This is a genomic window from Amycolatopsis sp. NPDC034160 (genome assembly GCF_055575355.1).
Map to the genome: position 1 here is coordinate 212,269 of NZ_JBVISU010000008.1, position 19,023 is coordinate 231,291.

Consider the following 19,023-nt stretch of genomic DNA (forward strand, 5'->3'; position numbering starts at 1 on the left):
TCACCGGGTCAGGGCGAGTAGTTCGTCGAGCGCCTGTTCTGGACCGCCGTAGGTGAGGTGCGCGATGGCGAACATCGGGGCGATCACCCGGCTCCAGGCGAACAACCGGTCGCCGTCGAGCCCGCACGCTGCCGCCACCTGCTGACAACGGGTCTCGACACCTTCGTGCCCGGCACCGGCGACCACGTAGTCGACGGCGTCGAAGCACGGATCGCCCACGCAGGCCTTGGGATCGATCGCGATCAGTCCGCGTTCCGGGCCGCCGTCCAGCACGTTGCCGAGGTGTAGGTCGCCGTGCAGCAACACCCGTGTCGTTTGCGTGTCCAGCAAGCGCTCGCAGCGCTGGATCGACCGTCGCCAGTCGGCTTGGCCGATCCGGGCACCGATGACCGGATCGGACAGCCTTCCGCCGATCCGGGCGAAGGCCTCGTCGAACCGGCCACGCAAATCCCACGGCCACTCCTCGGGCAGGGGCACGGTGTGCAGCGCGGTCAGCAACTCGCCCCAGCGCTGTGGCAGGGACTCTCGCGGCAGGTCTTCGGCGATGGTGCCGGGCAGCACCTCCTCCAGCACCATCGCCCCGGCCTCCGCGTCCGCGGCCAAGACGGCGGGCGTCCGTCGCGAGGACGCGAAGATCCGCAGCATCTCCTCCTGCCTGGCCACCACTTCCCGATCCAGACTGAGCTTGAGGACAGCCGGGGTCCCGTCCGGCCATCGACAGCGCAGGACGACGGAGGAAGCTCCACTGTCGAACATCTCCCCGAGCGCGAAACCCCATCGAGAAGCCAGTTTCGCGCCGAGATCGGGGACTTCGGCGAGCCAACCCTCGGCGTCGGGACCGAAGCGACTCACTAACCTCGCGCTGACTTCTTCCATGTTCACCTCGCCAGCTTGCCCGCCGGACTCCCATTCGGGCGGTTCGACTCGCCCGATAGCGTCGCCGCGTGGGATGCCAGCAGGCGGCCCCGTTCCCTGGTGGGAGCGGGGCCGCCGGTCACGCGGTCAGTTGACGTACACCGAGTAGCCGATGCCACCCGACCTGGTGCCGTCGGCCGTGTTGCCCCGCACGTGAACCGAGTAGATACCTCGGTTCGGTGGAGTCCACGTCATCGTCCCCGCACCCGCACTATCCGCCGGCACCGTGAGGTCCTCTGTCACGGCACCCCGGTCGTTCCGGACGGAGTAGGTGTACGAGACGATGCCCGGCATACCCGGCGTGAAGGTGAACGTCCCCGGCACACCGGCGCCGCCCGACCAGGTGCTTTCCGGGTATTCCTTGGACGACACGTACGGCGCGCTCAATATGTTGAAGTAGTACATGTTCTCCTGCGAGGAGACGTTGTCGGCGGTCACCGTACGCACCCGCAGGTTGTGATAGGCCGAGCCTTCCGGTGGCAGCGGTGGAGTCCACGCCAGCTCGGCGCGCCCGTTCTGAGCGGCTGTCCGCTGGAACGGACCCCAGTCGAACGAGTACTCGAACGCCATCGCGCCCGGCTGGCGGGCTTCGAACGTGAAGCTGCCGGGGAACACCCGCCCGTTCGCCTGGAACTCCTTCGAGGTCACCGTCGGATCGTTCGTCACCCTCCACGTGATGTTGCCCGTCGACGACCACACGCCCGCCGTGTTCCTCGCGCGCACCACCATCTCGTAGTCGCCGATCTTCGGTGGGGTGTAGCTCACCGTCGCGGTGTTCCCGCTGACCGGCGCGGTCCACCTGGTCGCCGGGTCCGCCGTCAGCCAGTACTCGAACTCCACGGCGTTCGGCATGGGGGTGGTGAAGGTGAACGTGGCGCCTTTGCCCTCCGTCCCGATGTCGCCGACGTGGCCGATCGCCGGTCGCCAGGTGTTGAGCGACAACCGTTTCTCCGTCACCGGGGTCAGCCCGCCGGACGCGTCGCGGGCCTGGACCCGCAGCAGGTTCTGGTCGGCTGAGGTGAATTCGACCGGCAGCGTGGCGGTTCCGTCGGCGTTCGCCTTGACCGTCCACTTCGTACTCTCGGCACTCGCGAACCAGTAGTCGTACTCGACGACGTTCGGCATTCTCGGTTTTGCCGTATACGTGGCCGACGTGCCCAGGTCGACGTTTTCGGGCCCGCTCACCACCGGTGACGCATCGACGAGGAATCGGTATTCCCGTTCCGGCGATTTCACGCCCGAGGTGTCGGTGCTGCGCACGAACAGCACGTGCTCACCACCGGTGGCCGGCGTGATCGTCACCTCGGCGACGCCGTCCTCGCCGGCCATGACCGTGGCGGACGCGCCGCCGTCCAGCCGGTAGTCGTACCCCACGACGTTCGGCATCCCCGGCGCGAACCGGAACACGCCCGGCACGCCGATGCCGCCGTCCGGGCCGCCCTGCGGCGGGTAGCGGCCGGACGTGACCGTCGGCCGCGTCTCCTTGACGATGAACGAGTAGAAGGTGCTGAGCGAGAGGTTGCCCGCCCGGTCCCAAGCCCGTACGACCACCGACTGCCAGCCGTTGGCCGTTGGCGTGAAGCTGACGGTGGCCGTGCCGTCGGGGCCTGCGGCGATCTCCCGCGTGTCCGCGCCGAAGTTGTAGTCGTACCGCACGACGTCGGTGGAACCGTTGGGAGAAAAGGTGAACTCGCCCGCCACACCGACTCCGCCGCCCTCGTTGCCCTCCGGGTACGTCGCGGAGACGACGGCAGGTGCGTTCGGATCCGTGCGGTCGACGGTGAACCGGCACGGGGCCGCGGTGGACGACTTCGAACCCCAGCTGTCCTGTGCGTACACCTCCCACGCGTAGGTGCCGTCGGCGAGGGCCGAGGTGTCCGGGTACACCGCGGCGGGGTTGCCCGGCCCGGTACCCGTGTGGCGTTGCGACGGGTTCGCCACCGGCCACCAGGTGAACTGCCCGGACGTGGAGTCACCGTCCGGGTCGGACACCTGTGCGCTCAGCTTCAGCTGACGGCTCACCAGCGCTCCGGTGCCGTCCTTGGCACAGGGTTCGTCGTTGGTGCGGAGGTCGGTCGGCGTCGCGGGCGGCGCGTTGTTGACCACCCGCAGCGTTGCCGGGGCCTCGATCAGCCGATAGAACGCCGGGTCCGCCTCGTGGGCTTCGGCGACGCGGAAGCCCAGCGTGAGGTTACGGACCTTGTGGTCGACCGCGTCCCGCACCGCACTGGTGACGTCGAACGTGGCGTCGTTGTCGATACAGGTGCCGTCGGCGCCTCTGGACGCTACCCGTGTCCGCTCCGCCGGACGGTTCTGCCAGGTCGACTGCTTGGTGTAGGCGGAGGTCCGCCACACCTCGGTGGCGCGGCTGTCGCAGCCGACGTAGTGCGTCTCGCCGGCCGACAGCAGCACCGTCGTGAACGGCGCACCCCGCAACGAGCTCAGGTCGAAATTCACGTACGAGCGTTGGCGGTGCGGCGTGTTGTCCCAGGTGCCGATCGGCGAGTTGCCGGATGGCTTGAAGTAGGCGGTGGTCGGTGTCGCCGAGTCGACGTGCCCCCAGGACGTCGCGGACAGCGTCACCTCGGAACGCTGTCGACCAGCGGTTTCCGCCGTCGCCGTCGCGCCACCTGTGACGGTTTGCGCGACGGCGAGCGCGACGGTGAGCAACGTCAGTGATCTTCGTAAGGTCATGCTGGGCCTCCCTTGTTGCATGCAGGACGTACACGCCCGAAGGGGAGGATTGGTTGCCCTAGGGTTCAGCCCGCGCACAGGCGCTTCACTGGCGGGAGAACGACACAGCTCAGTGCCTGTTTGGGAAAGCGTCATCGATTTGCGGCGTGCGGGGTGCGGGTCGGGTCGTGTCCTGCCGCTGTGAGACCAAAAGTGGGGTGCGCTCATCGAGGATGCCGGGACCGGCAGCACCGTCCAGCATGTTCGGCCGCGTCACTTCCTGGCAGTGGGCGTTGACATCGACCCATTCGCCGAGACTGCCGGTCAGGTGGTGAGCGGCATCATCGCCGGGGCCGACCAACCGGCGCTTCGCCGGCCGGACTCGCGACACGCAGATCCAGCAGCAGACGTCAAGCCGTGATGGAAGGTCAGCCCCACAGGAAAGTAGCCGGAGCCGAAGTGCTCACGCAGGTGACTACCGGCACTGCACTGCGGTGGACGGCCGGCGGCCTCCCGGGGATGGTGCGTGACGCGCCGTTGACCATAGGCGTCATGCCACCCCGGTGGACGATCTTGTGTCCGGCGTGCTTGTGCCACCGAATCGCGTTCTGAGCCAAGTGTTTTTCGCCGTCACCGAGACTTCAAGCTGGGGCTCGATGTGCCGGACACCCTCGGCCGTGTTGGCGACGCTGACCGGATAGGCCGGATACCGCTGGTTGTGGCGACGCATCCGGCCAACGACATCGAGGAGTTCCGCGGGCCGCCCGAATGACCTTGCGTTGGCCGGCAACGCTCGTCGCGTCGTCACCTTCGAGCACTAAGGAGGGGAAGCCCGGCTCCTCGACGAGGAACCTCGGTATTCGATGGGAAATGACGAAGGCTCGTGCGTGTAACGGGTCGAGGCACCGAGCGCGACAAGACTCGCGTCACGCACCATGTCGCGCAAGGGTACGAGGTCGTCCTGTGACCACCCTCGTACCTGCACCTTTGTAGGGGTCAAGCCGAAGCTGCTACCAGTGGATTGAATCTCGTCACCTTCTCCGCTTCGGCTCGAACACGCCATCGACCGCGGAACCTTCGACCCTCCCGAAGTGGCAGATAGCGTGATTTTTCACCGTTCACTCTCCGCGTAAATCCGGTCACCGAACTCGGTGGTGATCGAACTCACGTTCGAGTATGATCATCGGCATGACCCAAACTCTTGTTTATAATCCGAAAGCCGCTCGCCTTCTTGGCACCGCGTTCGACGAAGAGGTTCTGCTTCGTCAGGCGCAGGGCCGCCAAGTGCGCGCGTTAGCCGATTTCGCCGCAGTGGGCGGTTCGCGAAGATCGGTGACCGAGGAGGTGGCGTTATGCTTCTCGGTCTCCCGCAATCAAGCGTTCCTGCTCGTCGAAACCTCGTGCGCCCTGGTAGCGCGATTGCCGAACACGTTGGCAGCACTGGAGAAAGGCGATATCGACCTGTACAAGGCTTCCAAGGTCACGCAGCTGACCAGGGAAGTGTCGGACGAGGTCGCCGCGCAGGTGGACGAATGGTTGGTCAAGCGGCTGGCCGATCGCGATCCGACGGCGATTCGCAGTTCGGTGAGTTACGCGGTGCAGAAGTTCGACCCCGACGGCTATCGGGAACGAGCGGCGAAGAAACGCGCCTTGAGACATGTCTCGCTGAAACATGACGACGAGACCATGTCCACCCTGTCCGGCCATCTCCCCGTCGAGGTCGCCAGTTCCATTTACGCCTCGTTGGTCCGCGCTGCCCGAGAACGCCGGGCGCAGGACAAGTCCCGCACCCTTGAGCAGCATCGTGCCGATGTGTTCGCCGAGCGACTGCTCGCCGAAGACGGCCGCGGAAAGCCTCGTGCGCACATCCACGTCTACGTGGATTTCCTGACCTTGATCGGCGCGCGTAAGGATCCCGCACACCTGGCCGGGTACGGGCCGGTCCCGGACTGGCTGGTGCGGGAGATCGCCTCAGACCCGGACTCGACCTGGTCGCGCCTGATCACCAACCCCGCCTCCGGGCAACTCCTCGAAGCAGGCGCTGACCGGTATCGATCACCGGCCTCGCTGGCGCGGTTGATCAAGGCACGGGATCGGGAATGCACCCACCCCGGCTGCCACCGTCCCGCCGAGTTCTCCGAAATCGACCACCTCGTCAACTGGGCTCGCGGCGGGAAGACCGATCGCCACAACTGCCACAGCGCCTGCAAGATCCACAACATGCTCAAAGAAGAACCCGGCTGGTCGATCAACCCCACCGGCAACGGCGGCATGACCATCACCACCCCCTGCGGACACACCTACGAAGCGGCGCCGGAACCGCTTCACGATCCGCGCCGGCCATCCGAAGACGACGACACATCGGACTGACTCGGCTTTCCGCGGGCGCGACGTCCAAAAAGGACTCAGCGGACGACATAGCGACGGAGGTAGACCGTGACCCCCGTCGGCGAGAACAGTCCAGCCGAAGCAGCCGCCTGACCCGGCGATGAGCCAAGCGCTACGGCCATCGAGTAAGCCCCGTCGCGCGTCAGAAACCTTCCTCGGCAACCGGTTCGGCGGGACGACCGCCGGCGTCGGTGGTCGTGGCCGGGTTCCCGCCGTCGTCCTCACTCACCCGCGAGGCGATCTTCCGAGCGCAGACCAACGCCTCAGCCGTCCCTGTGTCCACCTCGAGGTCATAAACCACACCGCGGTGCACCACCTCGGCCTGCGACTCGGCCATACCCTCGACCCGATCCCCTCGCGCCACCTCCCGGCCGGCGGCCACCGCACCGTCGCACCGGACGCCGACCCAGAGCACCTCGAGCCCGTCCAACGCCAGCCGCCACCGGCGCTGCGACTCCGCACCACCCAGGAACGCGTCATCGATGATGACCCGCGCACCCGCCCGCACCATGGCCGCGACACCGGCCATCCACGCGTCCTCGAGACGCCGGAAACCAGCGCCGACCCCCACCCCGCCATCCGCGGCGAAGGAGATCCCATCGGACAAAGGAGGCATCGCGTCGATCAGGGTGTCCACCCCGAGCGTGAGCCAAGGATCCGGCAGCACCTTCTGCAGGCACCGGGCGATCCCGGACTTACCCGAACTGGACCCACCGTTCAGCACGATCACCCGAGTCGTCACCCGGACACCCTAGAGCGACAACCCCTTCCGAACCCCGAAGCACGGAATGGGCGGGTCACAATGAAACGGATACAACGGACGTCCACGTCAAAAGCCCCGGGACCGGCCATTCTTGAGATTCCGCCGCCGAAGCGGCTGTCCCACTCGGACGGCCCACTACTTTCCTCGCAACGGTTACCGACTTCGGTAGGTTACGAAAACCCTTACCGCCGCCTAACTTGGTGAAACCGTTTCAAGTCGAAACGGACTCCCCGAAGCAGGCCGAAGGGCGTATTCATGCGTATGTCCAAGATCGTCGCAGCGGTGGTCGGTGCCGCCGCGGCCTTGACCCTTGCCGTAACCCCTGCCGCGAACGCGGGCCAGGACATCATCGGGGGCGGCACCGTGAGTTCCGCGCCGTGGGGCGCCCAGATCTACTGGGACGACGCCACCGCGTTCGGCGGTTTCAACTGCTCCGGCACCATCATCGCCCCGCAGTGGGTCCTCACCGCGAAGCACTGCCTCAACAAGCCGGGCATGCACGTCAAGGTCGGAAACGTCAACCTGGGCCAGGGCACCGAGGCCGACGTCGACCAGCAGAAGGCCGCCCCGAGCGGTGACATCGCGCTGCTGCACCTCACGACGGCGGTCAACACGACGTACATGAAGCTCGGCACCGCGAACCCGGCCACCGGCACCACCAACCAGATCTACGGCTGGGGTCGCACGCAGGGCACCAACCCGCCGTCGAGTGTCTTGAAGACGGCCAATGTCCGCATCACCGGAACCAGCAGCGACGCCTACGGTGGCCAGGCCATCGCGAGCGTCGGCGTCAACGGTTCGGCTTGGCACGGCGACTCGGGCGGCCCGCAGCTCTCGGGCGGGGTCCAGGTCGGCGTCTGCTCCACCGGCAGCAACTCCGGCACGAACCCGCAGGGCACCCAGAACTACGCCAGCGTCGCGGCCAGCCGCAGCTGGATCCGCACCACCGCGGGAGTCTGACACCACAGGGCCTGAAACACGAGCAGCCTGAAACACGGGAGAGGGCCGTTCAAGAACGAACGAACGGCCCTTTCCTCGCGCACGAAGTTCAGGCGCACTTCGACTTCGGGTTGACCAGCGACACCGAGCCGACCTTGTCACCGTTGACGGTGAACTCGTAGACCCAGTCCGGTTTCCCGTCGACAGGGACCTGGAACCGGCCGTCGTCGCCCGCCTTCATCCCCTCGGTGTCGTAAGCGGTCTTCAGTTCGTTCAACGACGAACCTGCGCCGATCCCTTCGGCCGTCTTGGTATCCGAAGGAGCCGCGAGTTCGCGCAACCCGTCCTTGCCGAACGACGCACCCCCGGCGGTGACGAACAACTTGTCGCGTTCTTCCCGCTTGGTCGCGAGATCCGCCGACGCCATCGCGGCGTCGGCGTACAGCTTGGCGTCTGCGGCGTCCTTCTCCGCGGCCTTGGCACTGTCCGCCGCGGACGAGACCGGCTTTTGGTCCGGATTCGCCTGCAACTCGTCGGCTTTTTTGTTCAGCTCCTTGGCCTTCGCCTCGACGTCGGCCTCCGCCTTCATCCGCGCCGGGTCGGGTGCCGGGCCTCCGGCGTAGGAGAAGTCGACACAACCATCCAAAGTGGACGTCGGTGCCGAGGCGAGCTTTCCACCCGCCAGCGCGGCGTCCTTGGCCATCCCCGGGGTGAGGCCGCGATATCCCGCCGGGCCGAACACCTCGGGCGCCGCTGAGGTAGCCGCTGAAGCACCCGCCGTGCCATTCGCTTCAGGCGAAGCCGACGAGCACGCCACCCCGCCGGTCAGCACCGCCGCGGCGGTGAGCACGATGCCCGCGCGTCTGCCCGGAATTCGCCGAAAAGTACGTGTCTTGCGCACGTATACCCCCTTTATCGCCCCGAAAGCTATCCGATCCCGATGGAAGTCCCGAGTGGATTTCGTGGAGGTACGGTGAAGATCACGCCAGCTGGTGCATAGGCCGCCGCGCCCGGAGCGAAAGCATCGAACCGGCCGCCACGACGGCCACGATCCCGGCGCCCGCGACCAGCGTCCAGAAGTCGGGGTGCACGATGGACTGCCCCCGCTGCGCCTGCCAGGTGAGCAGTGCCAGCAGTCCGGCGAACCCCACGGACGCGGTCCGAACCAGATTCCGTCGCACGAAGTCCGATTCGAGCACCGGATGCCTCCGGGCGAGCACGAGCAGTCCGAAAGCGACCAGAGGCAGTACCTGGATCGCGTGGATCCCGAAGAAATGCGGGATCCGCATGTCCCCGCCCACGGTGCTCCAGCCGACCACCGGCAGTCCTGGCCCGCCATCGGGTACCCCGACCGCGTGGGCGCCGACGATCGACGGCCGCTCCCCTGCCCGGAACTGAGCCTTCTGCTGCTCGTTCGGGCCGAACATCAGCAGCGCGATCCCGATACCCACCACCGACAACGCGGCACCCGCGCGTAACGCGGTGTTCATCGCCCGGTCGGGAAGACGCTGGAACAACAGGAGAATCGCGATCGCCGCGGTCGCTCCCCAGCCGATGAAGGCGCCGTTCGCGACCATGTTGTTGATCCACTGGTCGGTCGGTGTCGCCTGGTTGAAGTGCAATGTCCGGCCGCGGACGATGATCTGCCAGAACAGCAACACCATGTCCAGGCCGAGGCCGACCGCGAACACCGTGCCGAGCCACCAGCCGATCCGGCGACCGCGGGTCAGCTGCCCGATCAGCCAGGCCAGTGTCACCGCGTAGAGGCCCACGGAAATCGTGAACTTGAGCGGCTTGAGCCAGATGGGCGCGTTGACGAGGCTGCGATCGTCGAAAACGAGGCCGCCGAGCGCGATCACCCCGAGTACCGCCATCGCCGTCGCCAAGATCATCAGCGGCCGGTGCAGTACTGTCCTGGATCCCTTGTCCACCATGGATTCGAGGGTGCCGGTGGGCCCTTCCGGAGACACTGGCGTACTCCCCCGGATCGGGGGTGGGGAAAGCCCTACCGCCGACCTGTGGGTAATAGTGCCGTCACCCCGACCGGCAGTTGTGCCGTTTGACCGCACTCCCCTCTTTTCTAGCGTGTCCTTCACAAGAGCAGACAGGGGCGCCCTGGTGCTCACCGGGATTTCCAGCGAGATGAGAGGAGGTGGCCCATCAATGACCGGTACGGGATATCAGGCAGACGCAGCTGCGATGGCGCGCGCCGTCCAGGGGTTCGAGGAAACCGCGTCGAACGCCAAGACCACGATGGCCAGCTTGGAGAGCGAGCTGACCCAGACCCTGCACAACTACAAGGGTGACCAGGCGGTCGCGTTCTGGGATCTGCAGCGCCGTCTGCAGGAGAAGATGACCATCGCCGTGAACGAGCTCAACACGATGTCGCGCCTTGTCCACGAAAGCAACCGGAACTACAACTCGGGTGACGAGCAGGTCCGGGAAAGCCTGACCGGGGTCAGCGGAACCGTCGACCAGACCGTGATCCACCGGCTGAACCCCTGATCCGCGAGAGGACCACCAATCATGGCTGACGTCGTCGAAATCAACTTCGCCGCGCTGCAGCACAGCTCGGCCTCGCTGGCCGCCAAGGCCAAGGCGCTCACCTCACAGCTCGAACAGCTGCACACGAACCTGCAGCCGATCACCCAGACCTGGTACGCCTCCGGCAGCTCCGCCGGTGAGGCGGCCCGCGCGTCCGAAACCCGCCTGCGTCAGGCCACCGCGGACATCGTGGCGATCATCGCGCAGTTCGGCGGCAAGGTCGGCGACGCCCACGATCTCCAGCACAGCCTGGAGAACCGCAACCAGGGCCTGTTCGCCGGCTGATCCCCATCCGTCGGCCGGCCGGTGCTTTCACCCCCCTCGGCACCGGCCGGCCGGCTTCGCGCGTAGTCGTCCTTCGATGGCATGGCCGATCACGAGAGAGCCGGGATCAATGCAAGACCAGTCGTACTACGTCCATTTGGAATCTCTGAAGGACTTCGTGCGGGAACTGGAGACCCAGATCCACGCGATGTCGAAGCCGAACGACTTCCTGCTGACCCTGAGCGAACAGCCGCTGTTGTTCGGCGAGTTCGGGGAGGCGGGCTCCCTCACCAAGGCGCATCAGGCGGCGGTCGCCGAGATGCAGGGCCTGCTGGATCAGGTCAAGGGCGCGATCACCTTCGCGCAGGAGGTCACCACGACCGTCGCCGACGGCTACGCGGCCGCCGACGAGTCGGTGGCGGGTGACATGAACCACGCCGGCCAGCAGACCGGGTTGCTCGATCCGTTGCTCAACGTGCTCGGCGGAGTCCTCGGGGGCACTGGCGGTTCTCAGGGCGGGGGTAACAAGGGATGACCGACACCGCGCACACGAACTTCGCCGCCTATTCCCACCAGCAGCTCTACGCGATGCTGCAGGCGGGTGACCCCAACACGGCGCGCCACGCGGCTCACAAATGGCAGTCGACGGGATCCGGCCTGTTCGAACAGGCCGAGAACCTCACCGGCGAGCTCAAGGAGTTCTCCGGCAGCTGGACCGGCGGCGCCGCCGACAAGTACCACACGATGATCACCGACCTGGTCGGCGGAATCCGCAAGGTCGCCCAGACCGCGCTCGCGATGAACAACCTTCTCGAGGACGCGGCGGACGCGCTGGTGAAGGCCAAGAAGGAGATGCCGCCGCCGGTCGCGGTGCCGGACGTTTCCCCGGCCGACGTGGCGCTCGCGGTCAATCCGCCGCTGCTGCCCCCGGATTCGTCACCGGCGACGATCATCAACGCCGCCCAGCAGCGGCAGCAGGCGATCGCGAACGTCGAAGCCCAGCAGCAGGCGGCGGGGGCGGCCAGCGCGGCGCACAGCAAGGCGATCGTGGTGATGACCCAGCTCGCGGGCGAATACACCGCGACCGAGGAGTCCATTCCGGCCTCGCCGAACGCCGTGTCCGCGCCCCCGGTCACCGGTGGCGGCACCGCCCCTGGCGGCGGCTCTGTCGGCAACAACGTCGGCGGAACGCCCGGTGTCGGCGTCGTGCCGGGCGACAACACGCACCCGTTGCCGTCGGACGGCGCGACACCGCCCACCACGGGACAGCCTGGCCAGCCCGGCAAGTCGAACCCGTTGTTCGGCGACATGTTCACCGCCGGTCTCGCCGCGGCCTCGGCCGCCGCGTTCGGCCGGTTCGGGTCGATCATGCCGCGCGTACCCGGCTGGGCGACCGGCAAGAATCCCAAAGAGGACAAGAAAGACGGCGAGGTCGTCGGCGGAGGCGCTGGTGCGGGCACTGGCGCGACCGCGGGCGGTGCCGGGGGTGGCATCCCGATCGGCGGTGGCGGCGCGCCGTCGCTGGACGGTGGCGCGATCGGCGCCGGCGGCGGCGGGTTCTCCGGTCCCGGCGAGGCACCGGCCGCGTTCTCCGGCCTGGCCGGCGATGGCGGCGCGGGCAGCGCGATGAGCGGTTTGGCGGGCGGAGCCGCCGGTGCCGCGGGCGCGGCGGCGGCCAAGGGCGCGATGCCGATGATGCCCATGATGCCGATGGGCATGGGCGCGGGCGGCGACCTCGGCTCCGGACGGCGGATCCCGCCGTGGCTCGTGGAGACCGAGAACGTCTGGGGCCAGTCGGCCCCGGTCGCTCCGGCCGTGCTCGGCGAAGAACCCGAACAGTACTGATTCCCTGAAACAGGAGAGGCGGCTCGGTGATGGCATCCAGTGCGGGCGGTTACCGGGTCGCCCCCGCCAGGCTCGAAGCGGCGGCGGCCGAACTCGAACAGCGCGCCGGCGTGCTCAAGACCGCGCAGACCGCGCTGGCGGGTGAGAACGTCCCCGCCGCCGCGTTCGGCAAGGTTTCGGCGTCCAACGCGGCTTCGGCGACGTTCACCAAGACGATCAAGGACGTCGCGGGCAAACTGGACGGGCAGCTCACCAAGGCGACGGTGATCCACCAGGGACTCACCGCGGCGGCGGGCGGCTATCGGCGCGCCGACGTCCAGGTCGCCGCCTCCTACCGGGCGCTGATGCCGGAGAATCCCTTGCCCAAAGCCGGGAATCCGGCGGGTATCGGTGGCGCGGCGGACACCGGGCAGTGGGCCACGGCGATCGCCCGGAATCGCGTCAAGGTCTCCGACGCGCTGACGGCGGAACGTGACAGGCTCGCGAATCTCTTGGCGCACGGCGGAAAAGTCGACGACATCGCGAACGCGCGCACCAGGATCGCGCTGTACGAAGACATCCTCGCCAACGACCGGCAGATTCTGCGGTTCGACCCGGCGGGCAACGGGCGTATCGCCGAACTGGTCGGCAGAATCGAGCCCGGCACCCGCAACGTCGGTCTGTTCGTCCCCGGCGTCAACACCTCGTTCGGCAACTTCCAGAGCTACGCCGACCTCGGCACGAGCCTGGTCGCCGCGGACGCCACCGGGCGGACCGCGATGGTGGTCTGGGCCGACGGCGTCTTCCCCCAGAACGTCATCACCGAAGGACCGGCCGCGCATTACGCGCAGACGATGGCCCCCGAACTCAAGGCTTTCGGCGACGAGCTGCGCGGGCAGATCGACAGCCACGCTGGTCCCGGCGTGGTCGTCACCGCCGTCGGGCACAGTTACGGCGGCGCCACCGTGGGGCTCGCGGAGCAGCTCGGGCTCAAGGCCGACCAGGTGCTGCACGTCGAGTCCGCGGGGATGGGCCACGGGATCTGGCGCCCGGACGACCTTCCGGCGAGCCAGGCCGGGGTGCAGCGGTATTCCATGACGGCCCCCCTCGATCCGATCGTGGTCGCGCAGGGCAACGCGGGACTGATCGAAGGGCTCGGCGCCGGGCACGGAGCGGACCCCGACCGCTTCCCCGGCGTCGTCGAACTGGAAACCGGCCGGGACGCGAACGGCGATCTGCAGTGGGGTATGGATTCCCACAGCGGTGTGCTCAAACCCGGTTCGGATTCGTGGAACAACATCTACGGTGTGCTCACGGGCGGACCGGTCACGCACGAGGGCTTCACCGGCGGCTCGCTGCGTGAGATGGCCGTCGAAGGCGTGGGCCGAGGCCTGTGAGGGGTGGGGAATGATCACCGGGAGCACCGAACTCGACCGGCTGGCCGAGGAGCTGACAGCGGTCATCGACGGCGTCGCGGGCACCTTCGGTACCAGCGCGGAGCGCACCGTGGACGGCGAACTGGACTGCGATCCGACCCAGCCGGGGCGGGTTTTCTGCCGGCAGTACGGTCTTCGCGTCGACGACGCCTCCGACGCGGTCCGCAAACTCGTCGACGTCGTCCTGCCCATGTTGGAAGGTCAGGGCTGGCGGACGCGCGACCGCAGCAATCCGCGTGAGCTGATCGCCCAGTTCAGCCGTGACGGCGCCGACTTCAACGTGCATGTCTCCCGCGTCGGTGACGGCGTGGCCATCGTGGGCTCGACAGCCTGCGTATCCGTCCCCTAGGACCCCGGGGGTCGCGAAAGACCTCGTGAGCGGCAGTGGTGTCCCCCAGTACGCCGCTGCCGCTCACGAGGCACGGAAACGCGAAGGCCGCCAGCCCCGGCGCTTGCCGCGCCGGACCGCCGCCACCACCACGCCCGCCGCGACGGCGGCGGCCACCCCGGCGATGGCGAGTACACCGGAAACCTTGTCCGCGCCTCCGCGGGCGGGTGCGGCCGCCGGGACGACGACGGTCTCCGGGCCGACACTCGGCGGCCCTCCCGGCCCCGGCGTACCAGCCGGGATGACGGCGGAAACGGCGGCGTAGGCGTCGATCGAACCCCAGCCCCGGCGCGGATCGTGGCCGCCGCTCGGGCCGCGGTGCGCGGTCAAGGTCAGCCGGGTGACGACCTGTTCGGGCGACAACTCGGGGTGATACGCGCGGACGAGCGCGGCGACGCCCGCGACGTGCGCGGCGGCCAGGCTGGGATCGCTCACCGGCCATCGGTGCGCCACGGTCCCGCCCGCTCCGGCCGACGTGCTGACCAGCTCGGCGCCGGGTGCGGAGATCCCCAGATAGGAGCCGGATTCCGTCTGCACGGCCTCGCCTGTCTGGTTGGTCGAACCCACCGCGAGGACGCCGGGCGTCGCGGTGGGGTAGGACGTCTGGCCCTGCTGCGTGCCCGCGGCGGGCGAGACGATCAGCGCGCCTTTCTCCCTGGCGCGCGACACCGCGCCGGTCAGCGCGGGACTGTCCGAAGCGGCCGGGACGGCGATCAGGATGATCCCGGCGCCGCGGTTCAGCGCGGTCTCGATGGCGGACGCGAGCTGGCCTGGGTCGCCACCGCCGTTCACCTGCGTGTAGCGGAGCGGCAGGAGCTTCACCCCGGGTGCGATCCCGGCGAACGTCGTGGACGGATCCGGTTGGGCGCCGACGATGCCGGCGGCGATCGTGCCCCGGCCGTCGCAGTCGTCGGTCGCGGTGCCCTGTCCGCCGACGAGCTGTCCGGAAGCGAACTGGCGGTTGCCGCCGTCCACGCCGGTGCCGATCACCGCGACCAGCTGGCCGGTGCCGCGCGAAAGCGGCCAGACCCGCGCGGGATCGATCAGCCGTTGTCCCCATGGAACGGCGGCGGTGTAGGTGCCCGTCGGGTTCGCGCACTGCTCGGCGACCGCCGTCGCCGGGACGGGTGCGCCCAGCAGTACCACGCTGAGTGCTCCCACGGACAGGGCGCTTCCCGCGACGGCACTTTTACCGGCAAAGCCCACCATTCCTCCAGAATTCCCTTGTCACACAAGGAAATTCTAGTGCTCCAGGTCAGCGCAGGTCCATCCCGAGGTCCAGCGCGGGTGAGGAGTGAGTGAGCGCCCCGACCGCGAGGAAGTCCACACCGGACTCCGAGTAGGCCCGCGCGACGTCTAGCCGCAACCCGCCTGAGGATTCCAGCCGGGTCTTCGGCGAGACCTCGTCGCGCCGGTCGACGGCCTTCGCGCATTCCCCCGGCGTGAAGTTGTCGAGCAGTACCTCGTCGGCACCGGCGGCGAGTGCCTCCTCCAGTTGGGCCAGGTCGTCGACCTCGACCTCGCAGTGCAGTTCGGGCGCGTGCTCACGGGCCGCGGCGAGCGCCGCGGTCACCGAACCGGCGGCGACGACGTGGTTGTCCTTGATCAGTACCGCGTCGCCGAGGCCGAGCCGGTGGTTCACCCCGCCGCCCGCGCGGACGGCGTATTTCTCCAGCAAGCGCAGTCCGGGCAAAGTCTTGCGGGAATCCCGGATCCGGCAGCCGGTACCGTCCACTTCGGACACCCAGGCCGCGGTCGCGGTGGCGATGCCGGACAGGTGGCACAACAGGTTCAGCGCGGTGCGTTCGGCGGTGAGCAGACCGCGCACCGGGCCGCGCACGACCAGCGCCGGCTCGCCGGCGGTCAGCCGGTCACCGTCGTCGCGGGCGGCCATGACCTCCAGTCCGGAGCCGAGGACGAGGTCGAACACCGCCAGCGCCACCGGGATCCCGGCGACCACGCCCGCCGTCCTCGGCGTGAGTTCGGCCAGCGCGGTGGCGGACTCGGGCACGGTGGCGTTCGTCGTCGCGTCGGGCCCGTACCGCAGGTCCTCGGTCAAGGCCGTCGTGACGACGCGGTGCGCGTCGGGGACGTCGAGGCCGTGATCGGCCAGCGCCTTGACAATCCACGGGGAGAACTCACTCATGCCACACCTTCCAAAGCGATCGGATCGGCCAGCACCGGCTGGCCCGACGGGCTGAGCCGGATGAGCTGACCGCGTTGCCAGGTGCCTTCGTCGCGTTCGGGGAAATCGGTCCGCACGTGGCAGCCGCGGGACTCCGTCCGCCGTGCGGCCGCCGCGACCAACGCCTCCGCCACCAGGGTGAGCGCCGCGTCCTCGACGAGCCGAGGAGTCCACAAAGGACTTTCAATCACCGAAAGGTCGAGCACCGAACCGACGACCGCGAGACCGTCGGCGTCCCGGCCGATCGCCGCGTACCGGCTCATCGCCCGCTGCAGCGCGTCGCGGTCGGCCACCGCGACCGTCGGCGGCGGCGTGAGCACCCCGCGGCGCGGGTCGGCCAGCAGTCCGGCGGCGAGATCGATGGCGATCGCCTCCGCGACCCGCTGCCCGACGACGAGGCCTTCGAGCAAACTGTTGGACGCCAAGCGGTTCGCGCCGTGCAGACCGGTCCTCGCGACCTCACCCGCCGCGTAGAGCCCGCGCACCCCGGACCGTCCGTCCACAGTGGTCACCACACCACCGCAGGCGAAATGCGCCGCGGGTGTGACCGGGATCGGATCCTTCGCGGGGTCGAGGCCGATCGCCGCGCACGCCGCGTGCACGGTCGGGAACCGCTTCGCGAAGCCCGCGATTCCGGTGGCGTCAAGGAAAACGTGGTCGTCGATGCCGCCGGGCGCCTGCACCATCCGGCGGGTGATCGCCGCCGACACGACATCCCGCGGTGCGAGATCGCCGAGCGGATGCACACCGTGCATGACCGAGGCGCCCGTCGCGTCGTGCAGGGTCGCGCCCTCACCGCGCACCGCCTCGGTGACCAGGGGAAGGCGGCCGCGTGCGCCGGGGGTGAACAGGACCGTCGGGTGGAACTGGACGAACTCGACGTCCGCGAGCTGCGCTCCGGCGCGCAGCGCGAGCGCGAGCCCGTCCCCCGTGGCGATCTCCGGATTCGACGTCGCCTGGTAGAGCTGCCCCAGCCCGCCGCTGGCCAGCAGCACCGCCGGTGCCCGGACGACGCCGGGAACACCGTTGCGGTCCAGGACGGACACGCCCACCACCTCGCCGGCGGGGGTACGGATCGCGTCGACGGCGATGTGGTGCTCCAGGACCGGGATCCGCCGGTCACCGGTCTTCGCGACCAGTGTGCGTTCTACCTCGGCCCCGGTCGCGTCACCTCCGGCGTGGATGACGCGGAACGCGCTGTGTCCGCCTTCCCTCGTGCGCGCCAGTTCGTCACGGCCTTCGACGGCCGGGTCGAAGCGGGCGCCGTCGATCCGCAACCTGGCCACCGCGGCCGGGCCACCGGCGATGATCGAGCGGACGGCGTCCTCGTCACAGAGCCCGGCACCGGCGGTGAGTGTGTCCGCGGCGTGCTTGCCGACCGAGTCGCCTCGCTCGTGCTCACCCTCCAGCACGACGGCGATCCCGCCCTGCGCCCAGCGGGTGTTCCCGTCGGAGACCGCGGCCTTGGTGACCACCAGGACATGCAGCCCGAGTTCCCGCGCGCGCAGCGCGGCGGTGAGCCCGGCGACCCCGCTGCCGATCACCACGAGGTCGGCGGCGGCCTCCCAGACCGGGCGGGTTTTCGCCTGTAGGTCGGTAACCGGATCGGTCATTCTCCGCCGCCAGGCTGCCCGATCTCGATCATGCGCCGCACGGAAGCGCGGGCGCGGGCGGCGGTCTCGACGTCGACGTGGACCTCGTCGGCGCCCTCGCGCAGCGACCGCAGCAGGGCGGCGGGCGTGATCATCTTCATGTACCGGCACGACGCCCGGTCGTTCACCGCGCGGAAGTCGATCTCCGGCGCGGCCTTGCGCAGCTGATGGATCATTCCGATCTCGGTGGCCACTAGGACCGACTTCGCCTTGGTGTCGCGGGCGGCGTGGACCATGTCGCCGGTGGAGAGGATCTTGACCCGTTCCGGGGCGACAGCGCCCTCTCCCGCCAGGTACAGCGCCGAGGTCGCGCAGCCGCATTCCGGGTGGATGAACAGGTCGGCGTCCGGGTTCTCCGCGGCCCGCTCGGCCAGTTCGGCCCCGTTGATGCCGGCGTGCACGTGGCATTCCCCGGCCCAGATGTGCATGTTCTCGCGGCCGGTCACCCGCTTGACGTGCGCGCCGAGGAACTGATCCGGCAGGAACAGAACCTCCTGGTCAGCGGGGATCGAGGCGACCACGTCCACGGCGTTCGACGACGTGCAGCAGATGTCGGTCTCCGCCTTGACCTCGGCCGTGGTGTTCACGTACGAGACGACGACGGCGCCGGGGTGCTCGGCCTTCCAGGCGCGCAGCTGCTCGCCGGTGATCGAGTCCGCGAGCGAGCAGCCCGCCCGCGCGTCCGGGATCAGGACCGTTTTCTCGGGCGCCAGGATCTTCGCCGTCTCGGCCATGAAGTGCACGCCGCAGAAGACGATGGTGGACGCGTCGCTGCTCGCCGCGATGCGGCTGAGCGCGAGGGAATCGCCGGTGAAATCGGCGATGTCCTGGATCTCGGGGACCTGGTAGTTGTGCGCGAGCAGGACGGCGTCGCGCTTGCGAGCGAGGCTCCGCACCTCCTCCGCCCATGCGGCGTCGGCGACGACGCCACCGTACGGGGTCAGGTCGTTCTGCAGCGTGCTCGTCATCGTTCTGGCCCTCCGGACCGATTTGTCCACTCCCGGTTTTCGCCTTACAATCGAAAACCGTGCGAAGTCATCTTAACACCCAGA

17 protein-coding genes are annotated in these 19,023 nt (G+C 68.7%); 8 read left to right on the forward strand and 9 right to left on the reverse strand.

Going from position 1 to position 19,023, the window contains the following annotated elements; genetic code table 11:
- Nucleotides 1-852 carry an aminoglycoside phosphotransferase family protein gene (locus tag ACZ54P_RS18860; protein ID WP_465462823.1) on the reverse strand — a complete coding sequence of 284 codons (852 nt, stop codon included), beginning with the start codon at nucleotides 850-852 and terminating at the stop codon, nucleotides 1-3.
- A gap of 150 nt (nucleotides 853-1,002) precedes the next feature.
- Nucleotides 1,003-3,609, reverse strand: a complete 2,607-nt coding sequence (locus ACZ54P_RS18865) for a DNRLRE domain-containing protein (protein WP_465462824.1) — start codon at nucleotides 3,607-3,609, stop codon at nucleotides 1,003-1,005.
- A gap of 1,311 nt (nucleotides 3,610-4,920) precedes the next feature.
- On the opposite strand from ACZ54P_RS18865, the gene ACZ54P_RS18870 reads away from it, so the two are divergent.
- A complete protein-coding gene (locus ACZ54P_RS18870; protein ID WP_465462907.1) occupies nucleotides 4,921-5,958 on the forward strand; it encodes an HNH endonuclease signature motif containing protein in 1,038 nt (345 codons plus the stop codon).
- Nucleotides 5,959-6,118: 160 nt separating this feature from the next.
- On the opposite strand, the gene cpt is transcribed toward ACZ54P_RS18870, so the two are convergent.
- Nucleotides 6,119-6,718, reverse strand: a complete 600-nt coding sequence (gene cpt / locus ACZ54P_RS18875; RefSeq protein ID WP_465462825.1) for a chloramphenicol phosphotransferase CPT — start codon at nucleotides 6,716-6,718, stop codon at nucleotides 6,119-6,121.
- A 282-nt stretch (nucleotides 6,719-7,000) separates the two neighbouring features.
- Between cpt and ACZ54P_RS18880 the strand changes: the two genes are divergently transcribed.
- Nucleotides 7,001-7,699: a S1 family peptidase gene (locus tag ACZ54P_RS18880; RefSeq protein ID WP_465462908.1), complete on the forward strand. Its 699-nt coding sequence runs from the start codon at nucleotides 7,001-7,003 to the stop codon at nucleotides 7,697-7,699.
- 88 nt (nucleotides 7,700-7,787) lie between these two features.
- On the opposite strand, the gene ACZ54P_RS18885 is transcribed toward ACZ54P_RS18880, so the two are convergent.
- A complete protein-coding gene (locus ACZ54P_RS18885) occupies nucleotides 7,788-8,579 on the reverse strand; it encodes a hypothetical protein (RefSeq protein ID WP_465462826.1) in 792 nt (263 codons plus the stop codon).
- A gap of 79 nt (nucleotides 8,580-8,658) precedes the next feature.
- Nucleotides 8,659-9,612, reverse strand: a complete 954-nt coding sequence (locus ACZ54P_RS18890; protein WP_465462827.1) for a hypothetical protein — start codon at nucleotides 9,610-9,612, stop codon at nucleotides 8,659-8,661.
- A gap of 229 nt (nucleotides 9,613-9,841) precedes the next feature.
- Here ACZ54P_RS18890 and ACZ54P_RS18895 point away from each other — a divergent pair, with 229 nt between their 5' ends.
- From ACZ54P_RS18895 to ACZ54P_RS18920, 6 genes are all read left to right on the forward strand, one after another.
- On the forward strand, nucleotides 9,842-10,183 hold the full coding sequence (locus tag ACZ54P_RS18895; protein ID WP_073848466.1) for a WXG100 family type VII secretion target: 342 nt from the start codon (nucleotides 9,842-9,844) through the stop codon (nucleotides 10,181-10,183).
- 21 nt (nucleotides 10,184-10,204) lie between these two features.
- Nucleotides 10,205-10,507, forward strand: coding sequence for a hypothetical protein (locus ACZ54P_RS18900; RefSeq protein WP_005155348.1), 303 nt, complete (start codon nucleotides 10,205-10,207; stop codon nucleotides 10,505-10,507).
- A 109-nt stretch (nucleotides 10,508-10,616) separates the two neighbouring features.
- Nucleotides 10,617-11,021 (forward strand): hypothetical protein, encoded by a 405-nt coding sequence (locus ACZ54P_RS18905; RefSeq protein WP_465462828.1) that lies wholly within the window; start codon nucleotides 10,617-10,619, stop codon nucleotides 11,019-11,021.
- Complete coding sequence (locus ACZ54P_RS18910) at nucleotides 11,018-12,331, forward strand: WXG100 family type VII secretion target (protein ID WP_465462829.1); 1,314 nt, start codon at nucleotides 11,018-11,020, stop codon at nucleotides 12,329-12,331. Before ACZ54P_RS18905 ends, ACZ54P_RS18910 begins: the two co-directional genes overlap by 4 nt.
- Before the next feature lie 29 nt (nucleotides 12,332-12,360).
- Nucleotides 12,361-13,707 carry an alpha/beta hydrolase gene (locus tag ACZ54P_RS18915; RefSeq protein WP_465462909.1) on the forward strand — a complete coding sequence of 449 codons (1,347 nt, stop codon included), beginning with the start codon at nucleotides 12,361-12,363 and terminating at the stop codon, nucleotides 13,705-13,707.
- Nucleotides 13,708-13,717: 10 nt separating this feature from the next.
- Nucleotides 13,718-14,095 carry a hypothetical protein gene (locus ACZ54P_RS18920; RefSeq protein WP_465462830.1) on the forward strand — a complete coding sequence of 126 codons (378 nt, stop codon included), beginning with the start codon at nucleotides 13,718-13,720 and terminating at the stop codon, nucleotides 14,093-14,095.
- A 63-nt stretch (nucleotides 14,096-14,158) separates the two neighbouring features.
- Here the strand turns inward: ACZ54P_RS18920 and ACZ54P_RS18925 are convergent, their stop codons facing one another.
- The 4 genes from ACZ54P_RS18925 to nadA are packed head-to-tail and all read right to left on the reverse strand — an operon-like array spanning nucleotide 14,159 to nucleotide 18,939.
- Nucleotides 14,159-15,343: a S8 family serine peptidase gene (locus ACZ54P_RS18925; protein WP_465462831.1), complete on the reverse strand. Its 1,185-nt coding sequence runs from the start codon at nucleotides 15,341-15,343 to the stop codon at nucleotides 14,159-14,161.
- 46 nt (nucleotides 15,344-15,389) lie between these two features.
- Nucleotides 15,390-16,280 carry a carboxylating nicotinate-nucleotide diphosphorylase gene (nadC, locus tag ACZ54P_RS18930; protein ID WP_465462832.1) on the reverse strand — a complete coding sequence of 297 codons (891 nt, stop codon included), beginning with the start codon at nucleotides 16,278-16,280 and terminating at the stop codon, nucleotides 15,390-15,392.
- Entirely contained in the window at nucleotides 16,277-17,932 is a 1,656-nt protein-coding gene (locus ACZ54P_RS18935) for an L-aspartate oxidase (protein WP_465462833.1), read from the reverse strand. Before ACZ54P_RS18935 ends, nadC begins: the two co-directional genes overlap by 4 nt.
- A complete protein-coding gene (gene nadA, locus ACZ54P_RS18940) occupies nucleotides 17,929-18,939 on the reverse strand; it encodes a quinolinate synthase NadA (protein WP_465462834.1) in 1,011 nt (336 codons plus the stop codon). The genes ACZ54P_RS18935 and nadA overlap by 4 nt, the downstream gene beginning before the upstream one ends.
- Between the last annotated feature and the right edge of the window lie 84 nt (nucleotides 18,940-19,023).

Bases quoted from the DNA above. Each gene is read 5' to 3' on its own strand.
- ACZ54P_RS18865 (WP_465462824.1), bottom strand. From the start codon at position 3,609: ATGACCTTACGAAGATCACTGACGTTGCTCACCGTCGCGCTCGCCGTC.
- ACZ54P_RS18880 (WP_465462908.1), top strand. From the start codon at position 7,001: ATGTCCAAGATCGTCGCAGCGGTGGTCGGTGCCGCCGCGGCCTTGACC.
- ACZ54P_RS18890 (WP_465462827.1), bottom strand. From the start codon at position 9,612: ATGGTGGACAAGGGATCCAGGACAGTACTGCACCGGCCGCTGATGATC.
- ACZ54P_RS18895 (WP_073848466.1), top strand. From the start codon at position 9,842: ATGACCGGTACGGGATATCAGGCAGACGCAGCTGCGATGGCGCGCGCC.
- ACZ54P_RS18900 (WP_005155348.1), top strand. From the start codon at position 10,205: ATGGCTGACGTCGTCGAAATCAACTTCGCCGCGCTGCAGCACAGCTCG.
- ACZ54P_RS18905 (WP_465462828.1), top strand. From the start codon at position 10,617: ATGCAAGACCAGTCGTACTACGTCCATTTGGAATCTCTGAAGGACTTC.
- ACZ54P_RS18910 (WP_465462829.1), top strand. From the start codon at position 11,018: ATGACCGACACCGCGCACACGAACTTCGCCGCCTATTCCCACCAGCAG.
- ACZ54P_RS18915 (WP_465462909.1), top strand. From the start codon at position 12,361: ATGGCATCCAGTGCGGGCGGTTACCGGGTCGCCCCCGCCAGGCTCGAA.
- ACZ54P_RS18920 (WP_465462830.1), top strand. From the start codon at position 13,718: ATGATCACCGGGAGCACCGAACTCGACCGGCTGGCCGAGGAGCTGACA.
- ACZ54P_RS18925 (WP_465462831.1), bottom strand. From the start codon at position 15,343: ATGGTGGGCTTTGCCGGTAAAAGTGCCGTCGCGGGAAGCGCCCTGTCC.
- nadC (WP_465462832.1), bottom strand. From the start codon at position 16,280: ATGAGTGAGTTCTCCCCGTGGATTGTCAAGGCGCTGGCCGATCACGGC.
- ACZ54P_RS18935 (WP_465462833.1), bottom strand. From the start codon at position 17,932: ATGACCGATCCGGTTACCGACCTACAGGCGAAAACCCGCCCGGTCTGG.
- nadA (WP_465462834.1), bottom strand. From the start codon at position 18,939: ATGACGAGCACGCTGCAGAACGACCTGACCCCGTACGGTGGCGTCGTC.